Source organism: Roseburia sp. 499, from assembly GCF_001940225.2.
Taxonomy (GTDB): Bacteria; Bacillota; Clostridia; order Lachnospirales; family Lachnospiraceae; genus Petralouisia.
This window is the reverse complement of the sequence record NZ_CP135164.1, coordinates 1181062-1195574: the sequence shown is the minus strand read 5'-3', so window position 1 is coordinate 1195574 and position 14513 is coordinate 1181062. Positions and strand designations below refer to the sequence as shown.

Here is a 14513-nt window from a genome sequence, read left to right as displayed (position 1 = left end):
TCAGGCAGAACAGATATTTATAGACTGCTTTTGCATTGTCTTCATATATCTTTTCCTTCTAAGTAAGGTAACGCATCTGCTACTTGAATTCCCACAATCGGCATTGGAACAAGCATAGCACTTTTTATTTCTTCCTTTGTTGCTCCTAACTCTTTTGCATGTGCAATATGGAACGGGAGTCCCCCATACATTTTTGTCGCCACGAGCACAGAAATATAAGCAAGTTCATGTACCCTTTCTTCCAATGCACTTTCCTTTGAAATTTTCATGATTGCTTCCATAAAGCCTGGTCCGACCGCACCGGTCTCCTTCATCAACATTTCAAATCCATTTGTTACTTTTTGCATAATATCGCATCCTAGTATAATAATGATGTAGTCAATGAAGACTACTTGATTAACAAGTTTCTATAAATCAGATAACAGAAGAAGGTGTTCTTCCTTCATCAGATGTTATCTTAAATAATTATCATGTCTGACGGTTCCTGATAGACACCAGTTATAACATAAGGTATTATCTCGTAGGATAGGACAAAGAATGTTCGCCTCCTTGGGATGCTGAATCATCAGCAGATACCTACAAGAAAGTCAATTAGTCCATTCGACAGGGTTTTATGTTTTAGCTGGTTGGGAGCCGGAAGGCCATACCCGAATAACGCGCTAGGTTGTGTACCTGCCAGATTGGAAATGGATTCCTATCAGAAAGGAGCTTTTGCTCATGTCAAACAATGTTATTTTTTATCTTGATGAATTATTCATCTCTGTTGGTATTGATGTCGGTGCTGACTTCTCCTGGATGTCTATTGCACTTCCAAACCAACAGTTAGTAGGAAAGCCTTATAAAATCCTACATAGTAGTATGAATTCCCTTACAACCGCTGTTTCTAAAATAAAAGAAGCAGAAGAGTTGTATTCTTTGGAAAGTCGCATTTTCCTGGAATCCACGGGAATTTATCATTACCCACTCTTCTGCTATCTTCGTGATAAGGGTTTTAACTGCTCGGTTATAAATCCTATCATCACTAAGAATAGCACAAATATGAATATACGAAAAGTACATAATGACCGTTTTGATTCTAAAAAGGCTGCTTTAGTTGGTTTGAAACCTGATTTAAAGGTTTCTCTTATGCCATCTGACCTTGCCTTAAACTGTCGTAATCTGTGTCGTGAATACTACGACTTAATGGATAACCGCAGTGCTTACGTGAATAAACTGCAAGGTGAATTACGTATGGCATTCCCACAATATCTTGGTATTTTTTCCAAAGTAACTATCAATACATCTCTCACTTTATTGGAGACTTATACATCTCCAAACGCTTTTATTGAAGCTGACAAACAAGAGATTATTGATACCATTAAATCTACAGCTCGCTTTGGACTTACATATGCCGAAAAGAAGTATAATGCCATTATTCAAGCTGCACATGATGCCAATGAATTCGGTTACATCATTGATAGTAATATCAAACGTATCCGTCTCTACATAAGTTTCATCCGCAAGTATGATGAAGAAATCGCAGGCATCATGGATGCTTTGCATAATCTTGTAGATTCCAACGAAGATACTGATTTTGTGAAACAAATCCACTTGATAGAAACATTTAAAGGTGCCGGTTTCTTATCTGCGGTATCTCTCATGGGCGAGATTGGTGATTTTTCAGCATTTACAAAGCCAAAACAACTCTTTGCTTACTTTGGTCTTGATCCAGCTGTCAAACAATCTGGTAAATTTGAAGGAACCAAAGTACAAATGTCAAAAAGAGGTTCCGCTATTGCTAGAAGAGTAATTCATGTATTAACACTTCAGAGCATCAGTACTTCCAGAACTGGGGAGGCTAAAAATCCTGTATTAAGGGATTACTACCTCAAAAAATGTGAATCAAAGCCTAAACTTGTTGCTATGGGAGCTGTCTCACATAAAGTATGCAACATGATATTTGCCATACTCAGAGATAACAAACCTTTTGAAATCATCACTCCACAGGAGCACATAAAACAATACAATGCGGCTAAATGCGACGAAGCTGCATAAAATACTGAATTACCCAAATCTATATCTTTTTTAAAACAAGATATTTTCACCAAGGGATAAGTGCGCCCTTTTTTAGTCCTAAAATATAATCAATATTTTTTAAATTTCTTATTGACATTTATTAGCTGGACTTTCTTTTTTGTTCTACATTTATATAGACGTAAAAAAAGATGCAAGATACGCAAATTTTAATTTTTTTCGCACTTCTTCCCGATACACATAATTTTTTTCCTTATAGTCCAATTTATTTACCAACTTCTTTGCCTGTTTTTGCATTCCGGCACGCTTGGTCGAAAATGCAATCCACGCCTGACAGGAGCAGGGATTTTTCTCATAAAGGATGGCGCAATGGTCTGCAAAGAAATAATCTATATTCATTCTTGCCCGGTACAGCAAGCCCTTTGCTACACCTTTTGAAATCCCTAATACTTCCGCTACATATTCTATATCTAAACCAAACATGTCCACCAGAGAAAAGGTAATTCTCTGATTTAAAGAAAGTCGTCTTACCATAGCAAGAAAACATCCATTTTGCAAGTTTTTTACTTCTTCCGCCACTATTACTTCATCTTCCGGCATAAGAGATACTTCTCTCAAGAGAGTTCCCTCTTGCTCTAAAACTTCCATATTTTCCAGAAGGTCAACCTGTTTTTCTTTTCGCTTTTTATCCAAAAACAGATGAAAGCAAATTGTTCAAAGCCATTTTGCCACTGCATTTTCATCTTTTAATTCATCTAGTTTTTCCCATGCTTTTACAAATGTTTCCTGTGTAATGTCCTGTGCATCCTGTGGATGACAAGTTAATTTCAGTGCATAGTTGTATATGTAAGTATGATAATTCTTAAATATAGTTGTAATATCCATGCTTTCTCCATTTTATCACAAATAGTAGGGGCTCAATATCCACATTTTACTATTTTGTTCATTTTACTTCAATACCTTTTCTAATTCTTCCGGTACTCTTGGGTAACTTCCTTCCTCTACTAATCCTCGTGTCCTCAATGCCTCATATACCGTAAGCATAGCCGGTTTCTTCAAATGTGCCTGCTCTAATACTGCTTCATTCTGAAAAATTTCCAATGGTGTTCCGTCTGCAACTATTTTTCCACTGCAAAATACTACTATTCGTTCTGCCCAACGATATGCAAAATCTACATCATGAGTGGAAATGAGCAATGTCTTTCCCTCATCAGACATTTTTTCCAGTACTTCCTCTAACATCTCGGCGCTTAATGGATCCAATGCTGCCGTTGGCTCATCAAACAATACCACCTCTGACTTCATTGCAATAATATCTGCAATGCTGACACGCTTCTTCTCCCCACCACTTAAGTAATGAGGCGGACGATTCCGGTACTCCGTAAGATTCATATACTCCAATGCTTCCTCTACCCGCTTTTTTACCTCTTCCTTAGGCAGTTTCAGATTCATAGGACCAAATGATACTTCTCCCTGTACATCGGAAGCAATCATCTGACTATCTGCATCCTGAAAAACAAAACCAACATTTTTACGAAGTTCATTCAAGTTCTTTTTATTAATCACAGTTCCACGATACCTGATTTCCCCTTCGTCTGGTTGCAATACACCGTTCAGATTCAGGAAAAAAGTAGATTTTCCTGCCCCATTAGACCCCATCACTGCAATTTTTTCCCCTTCTTTTACCACCATATCAATATGCTCTAACGCATGTGTTCCTGTCTGATACGCATATGCCAGATTTTTTACTTCAATGATTTCTTTTACCATCTCTCTTCGCCTTTATCTTCCTATATACCAAATGAGAATCAATATTAACAAGTAAGACGCCATTCCTGCAATCTGCACCAATGTCACCTTTTTTTCTTCTTCCAGGAACATGATTTCTCCATCATATCCTCTGGAAACCATAGCATCATAATAAGTATCTGCCTTTTTTAAAGACAAGATAAAAAGATTTCCTGCAATTTTTCCAAAAGAACTACAGGAGGTCTTAAAGTCCACATATCCCAATCTGGAAACTGTTGCCCGCTTCATTCTGCCTTGTACATCTGTCAAAATAAAAATGAAACGGTATATCATATTCATCAGTTCTACCATAAGCTTTGGTACATGGGCTTTTCGCAACACATTAATTAGCTCTCCGGCAGGGGTAGAAAGTGCCATCATATACATGGCACTGACTGCTCCTAACGCCTTGAGAAACAACTCTACTGCCTTTCGGATATCTGCTTTCATAAAATACAAATAAAACCAATGTAGAGAAAAGTGATAATCTCCAATGGGTCTGGTAGATATCCCAAATGCAATAGCAATACATCCTAGTATCAAAAAAGCAATTGGAATTTTCATCAATTCTACATATTGTCTCAATGGAACCCGATTTCCTATTACGTTCAACATTCCTATCGTAACAATCACTGTAACCGATACCCAGATATCATCCAGCCCAATGCATAATATAAGAATGAGAAGAGCTGACAGCACCTTATATCCGCCGTTCCATTGACGTAATCCGGACTGATAGGCATAAAAGTCCATGGTCTGTACACCGTGAGAATGATGTTTGTGCTCTTTCATAATAATTCCTCTTAATCTTCCTGCTTCTTATCTTCCCATTTCTTACGCTCTACAAATCTTCCCAGAACAAATGCAATAATTCCTACACCAATTCCGGTCTGCACGCAGAACATGAGGCTTTCTACCTCTCCCGGCAGTTCTCCATCAATCAGAGTCTCTAATACCGGTGTAAACCATGGTTCATATTCCCCATTGATTTCTTCTACCACCTGGCTTCCTGCATCATCAGAACCACCAAATTCCGCACCTTTTAAAGCAATCAAAGGTACGATAACCATTAGAAATACAACAATTAATATTGTTACTATCAGCTTTTTATCCTTACTCTTCATACCTCTTATGCCTCCTTTAAATATTTAGTATCTTTCAATTCTTTCTGTGCATAATTTTCCAGAGTAACCATAATAATTACAGTCAGAAAACCTTCAATAATTGCCAATGGAAGCTGGGTCGGTGCAAATACGCCAAGGAACTTCACTGCAGATGTTCCTACTCCACCTTCGGAAGAAGGATACGCCATAGCAAGCTGTACGCTGGTTACACAATATGTAAACAAGTCACCCAGAGTTGCTGCCAGAAATACGCTGACTCTACGATTTACTTTTAACTTCTTACATAATACAAAGATTCCATAAGAAATAAAAGGTCCTGCGATTGCCATGGAAAACGTATTGGCTCCTAAAGTGGTCACCCCTCCATGTGCTAACAAAATTGCCTGAAAAATCAGTACAATGATTCCAAGAATGCTGACTGCACTAGGTCCAAATAAAATAGCACCTAGTCCCGTTCCTGTCATATGAGAACAGCTTCCGGTTACAGATGGAATCTTTAAAGAAGAGATTACAAATACAAACGCTCCTGCCATCGCCAAGAGTGTAATATTTTTCCGATTCTCCTTTAATTTTTTCTGAATGGAAAAGAATCCGCTTAATAAAAATGGAATACAGATTGCTCCCCATCCAATGCAAAATGACAGCGGCAGGTAACCTTCCATGATATGCATGGCATTTACCTGTGGTACGATTCCAAATGCTACCGCAAATGCAATACTTAATACAACTAGTTTCTTCTGATGTTTTGTCATAAATTTTCTCCTTTCCGTCCTCCTTGGGACATTCATAAGATTTTTCTTATGAACAAAAAAGCACCGCATTTCTGCTTTCCCACGCAGTAAACCGGTACTTCAAACAACCAATTACCTACATATCCCAAACATCACAGCATATTCTTCAGTAATCGGTTCTCTGCAGCCAGTCATCTCTCGTAACTTCGTGCATTCCTTCACAAAAGGCAGGTCTTCTGACTCAAGTTTCTTCACCTTATCTCACCTTCCCGGTTTCCCAGTGGTTTTACTTACATATTCAAGATAAGGCTCCACTCATACAGCGGCGGGACCGTATGGGATTCTCACCCATTTCCCTATTATCCTGTGGAGAATACAGGCACCTTCTGTAACTATATTTTTATTTATTCGCGGTGAATACCGCTTTTTTCATTCTACTTGACGTGAAAACACTTGTCAATCTTTTTATTGCATTTGGAGGAAAGGTATTTTCCTAAGTTCGTTGTCTGAGGTTTTTCCTTCTTATGCAAAGAACCTGATACAAAAAATTGGATTTTAATATGACCCCACACTTCTGGTTCTTCTAGACAGCAGCAACAAGAATGCTCGATAAAGGTATGCCAAAAGAACTCGGACAGATACACATTTAAACCCGTGTTTCTCTGTCCTCAAACATCTTTCTGGCATACCCATTCATTCTTTTATGCTGCTGTAAGAAGAACACAAAGTGTTCAACATATGAAAATCCAATTTTTTGTATTTAGGTTCGGTTGCATGAAGGGAAAAACCGAGTTTCGAACCAGGGAAATTAATATCATTCCTGCAAATGCAATATCTAGCCATGCTAGAAAGTGTGTCTGGCTTTTCACGTTCAAAAAAGCTAAAATATTAACCTTAAAAATCGAAGTATTCGCTACCTATCATTAAATCATCTTTCAGTTCTTCTGCAAATTCTGCTGCAATCTTCTTTTTTCTCTCCCAATACTGAATTGCTTTCGGTGTCACCATAGGATTTACCTCCGGTTTATTGGAATTTTCCATAATATATGTATAAGCATTCCCGTAACTGTTAACATGTCCATTTCCCATGGTCATACAATCCCATACAATTCCCATAGCTCCCTCTTCATCCAACAAATCTGCCTCCATAAGCAAAATCAGTTCTCTGCATGTACCCGGAAACCTTAAAAGACTCTTATCCGAATGTTTTGCTATCATATCAGCTACCTTTTCTACTAATTCCGGCTCCATATTCTGCATTTTCGCATACTCCAGAAATGCCTGATAACTGCGTTCTGCATGTGTTTCATTATCCCTATCTGTATATCCGATATCGTGAAAAATAGCTGCTGTATAAAGTGCCTCTTCGTCAATTCCTGTTTGTTCTTCCGCCAACCGAAAGCACCAATGCAACACTCTTATGGTATGATGGTATCGTGAGCGAAATGGATGTAATGGATTCGGTGAATTTATTCCATTGTGTTGTGTCAGATACTCTCGCACATATTGTAAATATTTCTTATAACTTTTATTTATCATAATCTTTTTCTCCCTCTACTTAACATCTCTTTTCCGAAATTTTACTCATTGTATCACAAATACTATAAAAATACAAAAAACCGAAAAATACGAAACATTTAACCTCTGAAACGTATTTCTCAGTTTTCGCCAAAAGAATTTAGATTAATATAATTTTTTATCCTCTTACATTATATCGTTTTCCGATACTGCTATAACTATCACGGTAGCTTCCGTTCCGACTGTAATTCGAGCTATAACTACTAAATTTCAACTCATAAAGATTATCTCTTGCATTTTTCTCTAGCGCATTACTAATATTACCTATGTTATCTGCAAAAGAATCCACAGTACCAAATAATAATTTGATTTTTTCTAAATCTGATTCCTTTAAAACAGAGGACTTGACACTCAAGATACCGTCCTTCCCTTTGCTAATTCCTATTTCTGCCAGAGTCTTTTCCTGTTTGTTTACCTGCTTGTCTAACTGCTGAATATAAACCTGGCGCACTTGTCCCCCAATATTCCCCATGCTCTTTCTCATGGTATTGTAGTCATCTACAAAACCCTCTATTTCTTTTACAAGCTTATTTTTTTGTTCTTCTGTTACAGTAGTTCCTCCATTATCAGCAACTTCTGTCTGCTTTCCAAACAGTGTATTCTCTCCCCTTTTTAGGAACAAAGAAACTCTGTCTTGAAGACTTTCTGCCGCTTCTCCCATTTCTGTGTAGTATTTCTTCTCTAACGTAGTGTTTTGAGAAGATGACTGATACTTGGAAGCAAATGAATTAGCTGCTATGATACTGCTTCTGTCTGCACTTTTTACCTGACTACTGCTAAGCCTGCTGGTTCGTGTACTTTGGGTCTGACGACTCATCTTAGTACTTAATCTTCTACGTGCGTCATTCAGCGCCCGCTCTCCTGCAATTCTTCCTGCACTCATCCCTGCACGATTTAAATTTCTCATCTGTTCATCCCCTTGATTTCCACTTATTTCCATTTACTTTTTATATATCGGGTAATAGTAATAACTTCTTAACAGAGAAATTTCTCTTGCATATCCTTCCAGTTCATTTGGTGTTTCCAAAAAAAACGGAAGTTCCCGCAGTTTAGGATGATTAATAATATTACGAAAGGCCTCCAGTCCAATATTTCCCTCACCAATTTTTTCATGACGGTCCTTGTGACTTCCCAATTCATTCTTACTGTCATTTAAATGTATTGATTTTAACCGTTCCAATCCGATTACTTCATCAAACTGTTTCAGCACCTCATCTAAATTTCCAACAATGTCATACCCTCCATCAAATACATGACACGTATCCAAACAAACGCCAAGATGACTAGTATCTTCTACTTTTTCAATAATATTCTGCAATTCCTCGAAGTTCCTTCCTACTTCTGTTCCCTTTCCTGCCATAGTTTCTAACAAAATGGTGGTGTTATAGCCCTTTTCATTAATACGATTCAACATTTCTACAATATAATCAATTCCAGCTTCCACTCCTTGCTTTACATGACTCCCCGGATGAAAGTTATACATTCCCTCAGGTAAATGCTCCAGCCGACTTAAATCATCGCACATAGTCTCATATGCAAACTGACGCAGACCTTCATCTTTTGCACAAGCATTAAGAGTATAGGGTGCATGGGCAAGAATTCTTTCAATTCCATTCTCTTTTGCAAAATCAAGATACGCTTCGATATCAGCTATATCCAACGGCTTTGCTTTTCCGCCTCTGGGATTCCTAGTGAAAAACTGAAAGGTATTTGCTCCTATTTTTACTGCTTCCTTTCCCATAGCCAGATAGCCTTTTGAGGAAGACAGGTGACATCCGATTCTTAACATTTGGTTCTCCTTTATGTTAAACTTACTCTTCTATTTCTACAGTATAACACTTTGCAATAGCTTCTTCCACCTGATGTTCACAAATTTTTGTTACCAGAATCTGCAACTTATCTGTTTTTACTTCAATTTTGCTTCCATCTACCGGAACGGAGCCGTAAGTAGCAAACACAAATCCGCTAAAGGTATCGTATTCCTCTATCGGAAGCGGGACATTAATTGTCTCTGCCACTTCCTCCAACGGAAGGTTTCCGTATATTTTCCAAGTGGTATCATCTACCTGTTCGATTCCCTCCTGCTTTTCCTCCGGGCAATCTTCATCCTCTAAGTCTCCCACCAACTGTTCCAGCAAGTCATTAATAGTGACAATACCTTCTGTACCGCCATATTCATCTAGCACAACAGCAAAATGATTTCGTGACTCTTTCATCTGACGGAACAGCACGTCTGCGCGAATTCCTTCCGGTACAAAAAACGGAGCATTCACCGCATTCTTCATAACATTTTCTCTTGTTTTTTCTTTTAGTCTGAAATAATCCTTTACGTTTAAGATTCCAACTACATCATCTACTGATTCCCCGCAGACCGGATATCTGGTATGTCTGCTTTCATGAATCATCTCATCCCACTGTTCCATACTCTCTTCTGTCCACAAAATAGTAATATCTTTTCTTCGTGTGGCAAATTCTCCTACTGCCAAATCATCAAACTCAAAAACGTTCTGGATAAATTCTTTTTCTTCAAAATCAATGACGCCCTTACGGCTTCCGGCATCCACCATCATACGAATTTCTTCTTCACTGACCTCATCCTCTTCTGCTGCCGGGTCGATTCCGCAAAGTCTCAGAATTCCATTGGTGGATACTGTCAACACCCATACAATAGGCGCTGATAACTGTGCCAGAGCAGAAATCAGAGTGGACATGCCAAGTGCAAGCTGTTCTGTTTTCTTCATTGCCAAACGCTTTGGCACCAGTTCTCCAAATATCAAAGTAAAGTAGGACAGGATAATGGTAATTACTACAACGGAAATAGTGTCTAGTGTTTTTTCAGGAATGGGAACACCGATTCCTAAAAGCCAAGAAGTCAAGCTGTCAGAAAAATTATCTGCTGCAAAAGCACTACCTAAAAATCCGGATAATGTAATTGCTACCTGTATGGTTGCCAAAAATTTTGCAGGCTGGCTGGTAAGACGAGAAAGGCGTACCGCCCGTTTATCTCCTTCTGCCGTAAGCTGTTCTAATCTGGTGTCATTCATAGAAATCACTGCAATTTCTGCACATGCAAATATGGCATTCAAGCCAATTAAAATAATCTGTAATAATATTTGTCCTAACATTTTCTCTCCTCTGAAATCATCTTTTTAGACGCAAAAAGACACACCCATAATCCTTATAAAAGAATATGGGTATGCCCTTTTCTTATAATATGTAGCGGTATTTAAATTGTTACTATCACTGTCGCTATCGTTCATCTGCTGTTATGCTGCTCCTTTACCATAAGTTCATCACAGATTTACTATATGGTAAGGGACAATCTGTGTCAATCGACTAGATACATTCTTAACAGGATATTAGCATTTACTGTGCTTTATTTAATACGGCTCCCTTTGCTCCGGAAGTAACCAAACCTGCATAACGAGCCAGATATCCTGTTGTTACTTTTGGCTCTCTTGGCTGCCATTTTGCTCTTCTTGCTGCCAGTTCTTCCTCGGAAACATCCAACTCCAGTTTCATTTCCGGAATATTGATTTTGATAGTATCTCCTTCTTCTACCAATGCAATTGTTCCACCTACTGCCGCTTCTGGGGAAACGTGTCCGATAGACGCTCCACGGCTTGCTCCGGAAAAACGTCCGTCCGTGATAAGTGCTACAGAAGAACCAAGTCCCATTCCTGCAATAGCAGAAGTTGGATTCAACATCTCACGCATTCCAGGTCCTCCCTTTGGTCCTTCGTAACGGATAACAACTACATCACCTGCTACGATTTTTCCACCTTTGATTGCTGCAATAGCATCTTCTTCGCAGTCAAATACTCTTGCAGGACCTTCATGTACCATCATTTCCGGTGCAACAGCAGAACGCTTTACTACACTTCCGTCTGGTGCAAGATTTCCCTTAAGAACTGCAAGTCCTCCGGTCTGGCTATATGGATTATCTAATGGACGGATAACTTCTGGATTCTTATTCACTGCACCCTTGATGTTTTCTCCAATAGTCTTTCCGGTTACAGTCATACAATCCAGATTCAGTAAGCCCAATTCAGAAAGTTCATTCATAACGGCATATACACCACCTGCTTCATTTAAGTCTTCCATATAGGTAGGACCTGCCGGTGCAAGGTGACAGAGGTTCGGGGTCTTCTCACTGATTTCGTTTGCAAATGCAATATCAAAGTCAAATCCGATTTCATGGGCAATTGCCGGCAAATGCAACATACTGTTGGTAGAACATCCCAATGCCATATCTACAGTCAATGCATTTAAAATTGCATCCTTTGTCATAATGTCTCTTGGGCGAATGTTTTTGCGGTACATTTCCATAACTGCCATTCCTGCATGTTTTGCAAGACGAAGTCTATCTGAATATACAGCCGGAATAGTTCCATTTCCGCCAAGCCCCATACCAAGTGCCTCGGTTAAACAGTTCATGGAATTAGCTGTATACATACCGGAACATGAACCACAAGTAGGACATGTCTTTTGTTCGTATTCGCATACATCTTCTTCTGTTAAAGTTCCCGCTGCATAAGCTCCTACTGCTTCGAACATGGAAGACAAACTTGTTTTCTTTCCTTTCACATGACCAGCCAGCATCGGACCACCAGACACAAATACGGTAGGTACATTTACTCTTGCTGCAGCCATTAAAAGTCCCGGTACATTTTTATCACAGTTTGGAACCATAACGAGCGCATCAAACTGATGCGCTAAAGCCATACACTCAGTAGAATCTGCAATCAAATCTCTGGTTACTAAGGAATACTTCATTCCTTCATGTCCCATTGCAATTCCGTCACATACTGCGATTGCCGGGAATACTACAGGTACACCACCTGCTTCTGCTACTCCCATTTTTACTGCATTTACAATTTTATCCAGATTCATATGTCCCGGAACAATCTCATTATAGGAACTTACAATACCTACTAATGGCTTCTCCATCTCTTCCTGGGTAAATCCTAATGCATTAAACAGGGAACGATGTGGTGCCTGCTGCATTCCTTTTTTTACATTATCACTCTTCATTTTGCTACCTCTTTCCTTTTCGTTTTAATTGGTTATATTATATCTCTCGAGTTGTCTGCTGTCAATATAGTTGTATTACATTTATTCCATTGGCAACTGCTCCATAGCATGCAGAATATGAATCCGCATAGCATTCCTAGCACCTTCTGCATTACGCACCTTCAAAAAATCCATCAACATCTTATGGTCTACAAGTGTTGCCTGCACTGCCTCCTCATGAACCTTAGAGAGACGTACTCCCTTATTGATTCCTTCATAAATAACAGGCATCAACTGATTCATGAATTCATTATGCGTTGCCTTGGCAATAGACTTATGGAATGCCTGTTCTACTTCTGTCCGATCCTTTTCTTGTCGAATCCTTTCTTCAATTTCCGCTCCCAGACTTACAATCCTCTCTATTTCCTTATCTGTCGCCCGGAGTGCTGCATAATAAGCTGCCTCCGGTTCAAAAATCAAACGCATCTCATATAAGTCGCGAACTTTCACCTCTGTAGAAGTAAGAGGTTCTAACTCCTTTGGATTATCTATTTCCAAGTCCTCTCTTACAAAAGTTCCCCTTCCACGTCTAATTTCCAAAATTCCTCCGGTAGCCAGAATACGAATGGCTTCCCGTAAAGTTGTTCTGCTTACTTTTAATTCTTCTGACAATATATTTTCATTCGGTAGTTTATCTCCCGGTAAAAAACGTTTTTCCACCGTAATCATGGATAATATACTGTCTGCCGTACGGTCTGATAACCTACTTTTCTGTTCCATGTCTCTCCTTTCTATGCTTTTAACCGATAAATTCGATTACGTCTATCTCCGCATCGTTCCAAAATTCCCTCTTCTACCATCTTGCTAAGTACCTCTTTTGCACTAGCCTTACTAATATCCAAAAGTTCTGCTGTTTGTGCAGTGCTAATCTGTATGGAAGCAGTCACACAATCAATTACCTGTTGTTTCTGACTCTCATATATTACTTCGTTTGCTTTACGCCGCTCTTCGCGCAGTTTTTTCCCGCCTCCGGTATTCTGTTCCTCTTTTTCCACTACCAACGACACCTGTATGCGCTCCGGCTTGAATTCTTCTCGAATTTCAGGCATTGCCCACCCCTGCTCTCTCCATAAGGAATAGATGCATGACAATCCCTTTCCATCTCCTTTTCCAATATTAATTAAATGAAACATCTGTATCAGTTCCGGATTTCGTGGACTGGATATGCCCCCTTCTACTGCCTGTTCCTGATCCACACCAAAGGTCCCCGGATTTTCAAACACCAGTTGCTTCCCTGCTTTTTGAACTAAAACCCCCTGCTTTGCTTCGTAATCCGCATTTACCAGACAGTTTACTAATACTTCACAAATTGCCTTATGTACCGGAGTTTCTATCCCTTTATAAGGCAGTTTCATACCCTTTATCATTTTTTCTGATACAATTTCAAAAAAATCGTATAAATTACCAGTCCAGTTTCCGGTACCTGAAATCACCAAATCCACCCATATACCATCCGTTCGCAGTTCCTGATAATCTACGGCATAACAGGGATATTTTTTTACAATATCTCTTTCCTTTCCAAACATCAACAATCCTGCTGTAGTAGGATATCGATTCCCATCTTTCCCTTGCCCAACAGCTCCAATTTTTTCCAAAAAATCTTCCTTGGGTAATTCCAACCACATATGCCCCGGACGTTGCTGACTCAATCTTTTCCGATACCGACTTATGGTATTCTCATCTAACTGATGTATCGATAATTCTTCTAACACCTGTCTTCCAGAATCTTCCTCGGCTTCTCTTTTCATATGCTCAATCTCTTCCCTGGAACAATGATAGTCTCCTTCCCCATCTCTACGATAGGAGCCGGTATAAATATCCGTTCCTATATATATAGGACGTTCCCTGCGTTCTGCTCTTGGAACTGTAATTGTTATAATTCTTTTTCCGTCCAGTTCTTCTATTCTCACTTGTTCCGGCTTTAAAATATTTCTGCTGACCCGCTCCGAATCTGATATAATACTCCAAAATTCATCTATCAAATGTTGTGGGTCCGGCAAATCATGTACGAGAAAAGAGCCATCCTTACGCTCCTCTACTCCTAGGAGTAAAATTCCCCCTAATGTGTTGGCAAAAGCAGAATAGGTCTCCCATAAGCTATGAGGCAAACCTCCCAATGCTTTCTTCGCCTCAATTCGATTATTCTCACGATATGCTTCTAAACGGTTCATATTTATAATACTTCCGTCCATTGTTCTTCCCTTCC

The 14513-nt window shown here is 39.2% G+C and carries 15 protein-coding genes and 1 riboswitch; of the genes, 1 reads left to right on the top strand and 14 read right to left on the bottom strand.

The features are described 5' to 3' along the window. Positions 1-41: 41 nt before the first annotated feature. The gene (locus tag BIV20_RS05910) at positions 42-347 is read right to left on the bottom strand and encodes a carboxymuconolactone decarboxylase family protein (protein ID WP_075718990.1); all 306 of its coding nucleotides are present in this window, start codon (positions 345-347) and stop codon (positions 42-44) included. A gap of 370 nt (positions 348-717) precedes the next feature. Here BIV20_RS05910 and BIV20_RS05905 point away from each other — a divergent pair, with 370 nt between their 5' ends. Further along, positions 718-2034: an IS110 family transposase gene (locus BIV20_RS05905; RefSeq protein ID WP_075718988.1), complete on the top strand. Its 1317-nt coding sequence runs from the start codon at positions 718-720 to the stop codon at positions 2032-2034. A gap of 150 nt (positions 2035-2184) precedes the next feature. Here the strand turns inward: BIV20_RS05905 and BIV20_RS05900 are convergent, their stop codons facing one another. The 13 genes from BIV20_RS05900 to BIV20_RS05840 all read right to left on the bottom strand — a co-directional run bounded on the left by BIV20_RS05900 (position 2185) and on the right by BIV20_RS05840 (position 14499). Beyond that, positions 2185-2631, bottom strand: coding sequence for an RNA polymerase sigma factor (locus tag BIV20_RS05900; protein ID WP_242939786.1), 447 nt, complete (start codon positions 2629-2631; stop codon positions 2185-2187). Positions 2632-2727: 96 nt separating this feature from the next. After that, complete coding sequence (locus BIV20_RS05895; RefSeq protein WP_242939785.1) at positions 2728-2898, bottom strand: RNA polymerase sigma factor; 171 nt, start codon at positions 2896-2898, stop codon at positions 2728-2730. A gap of 63 nt (positions 2899-2961) precedes the next feature. Beyond that, positions 2962-3783, bottom strand: a complete 822-nt coding sequence (locus BIV20_RS05890; RefSeq protein ID WP_075718984.1) for an energy-coupling factor ABC transporter ATP-binding protein — start codon at positions 3781-3783, stop codon at positions 2962-2964. Between the two features lie 12 nt (positions 3784-3795). After that, complete coding sequence (gene cbiQ / locus BIV20_RS05885; RefSeq protein WP_083655111.1) at positions 3796-4593, bottom strand: cobalt ECF transporter T component CbiQ; 798 nt, start codon at positions 4591-4593, stop codon at positions 3796-3798. A gap of 11 nt (positions 4594-4604) precedes the next feature. Beyond that, positions 4605-4925 carry an energy-coupling factor ABC transporter substrate-binding protein gene (locus BIV20_RS05880; protein ID WP_075718982.1) on the bottom strand — a complete coding sequence of 107 codons (321 nt, stop codon included), beginning with the start codon at positions 4923-4925 and terminating at the stop codon, positions 4605-4607. A gap of 5 nt (positions 4926-4930) precedes the next feature. Further along, positions 4931-5677, bottom strand: a complete 747-nt coding sequence (locus BIV20_RS05875) for an energy-coupling factor ABC transporter permease (RefSeq protein ID WP_075718980.1) — start codon at positions 5675-5677, stop codon at positions 4931-4933. A gap of 188 nt (positions 5678-5865) precedes the next feature. Next, positions 5866-6058: riboswitch (cobalamin riboswitch) on the bottom strand. 492 nt (positions 6059-6550) lie between these two features. After that, positions 6551-7195, bottom strand: coding sequence for an HD domain-containing protein (locus BIV20_RS05870; protein WP_075718978.1), 645 nt, complete (start codon positions 7193-7195; stop codon positions 6551-6553). Positions 7196-7352: 157 nt separating this feature from the next. Beyond that, positions 7353-8141, bottom strand: a complete 789-nt coding sequence (locus BIV20_RS05865) for a hypothetical protein (protein WP_143524506.1) — start codon at positions 8139-8141, stop codon at positions 7353-7355. A 33-nt stretch (positions 8142-8174) separates the two neighbouring features. Next, complete coding sequence (locus BIV20_RS05860) at positions 8175-9023, bottom strand: deoxyribonuclease IV (protein ID WP_075718974.1); 849 nt, start codon at positions 9021-9023, stop codon at positions 8175-8177. Between the two features lie 22 nt (positions 9024-9045). Further along, on the bottom strand, positions 9046-10359 hold the full coding sequence (locus BIV20_RS05855) for a hemolysin family protein (protein ID WP_075718972.1): 1314 nt from the start codon (positions 10357-10359) through the stop codon (positions 9046-9048). Positions 10360-10600: 241 nt separating this feature from the next. Then, positions 10601-12268: a dihydroxy-acid dehydratase gene (gene ilvD / locus BIV20_RS05850; protein WP_075718970.1), complete on the bottom strand. Its 1668-nt coding sequence runs from the start codon at positions 12266-12268 to the stop codon at positions 10601-10603. Between the two features lie 81 nt (positions 12269-12349). Continuing rightward, complete coding sequence (locus BIV20_RS05845) at positions 12350-13027, bottom strand: FadR/GntR family transcriptional regulator (protein ID WP_075718968.1); 678 nt, start codon at positions 13025-13027, stop codon at positions 12350-12352. Positions 13028-13038: 11 nt separating this feature from the next. Then, a complete protein-coding gene (locus tag BIV20_RS05840; protein WP_158024916.1) occupies positions 13039-14499 on the bottom strand; it encodes an RNA-binding domain-containing protein in 1461 nt (486 codons plus the stop codon). Between the last annotated feature and the right edge of the window lie 14 nt (positions 14500-14513).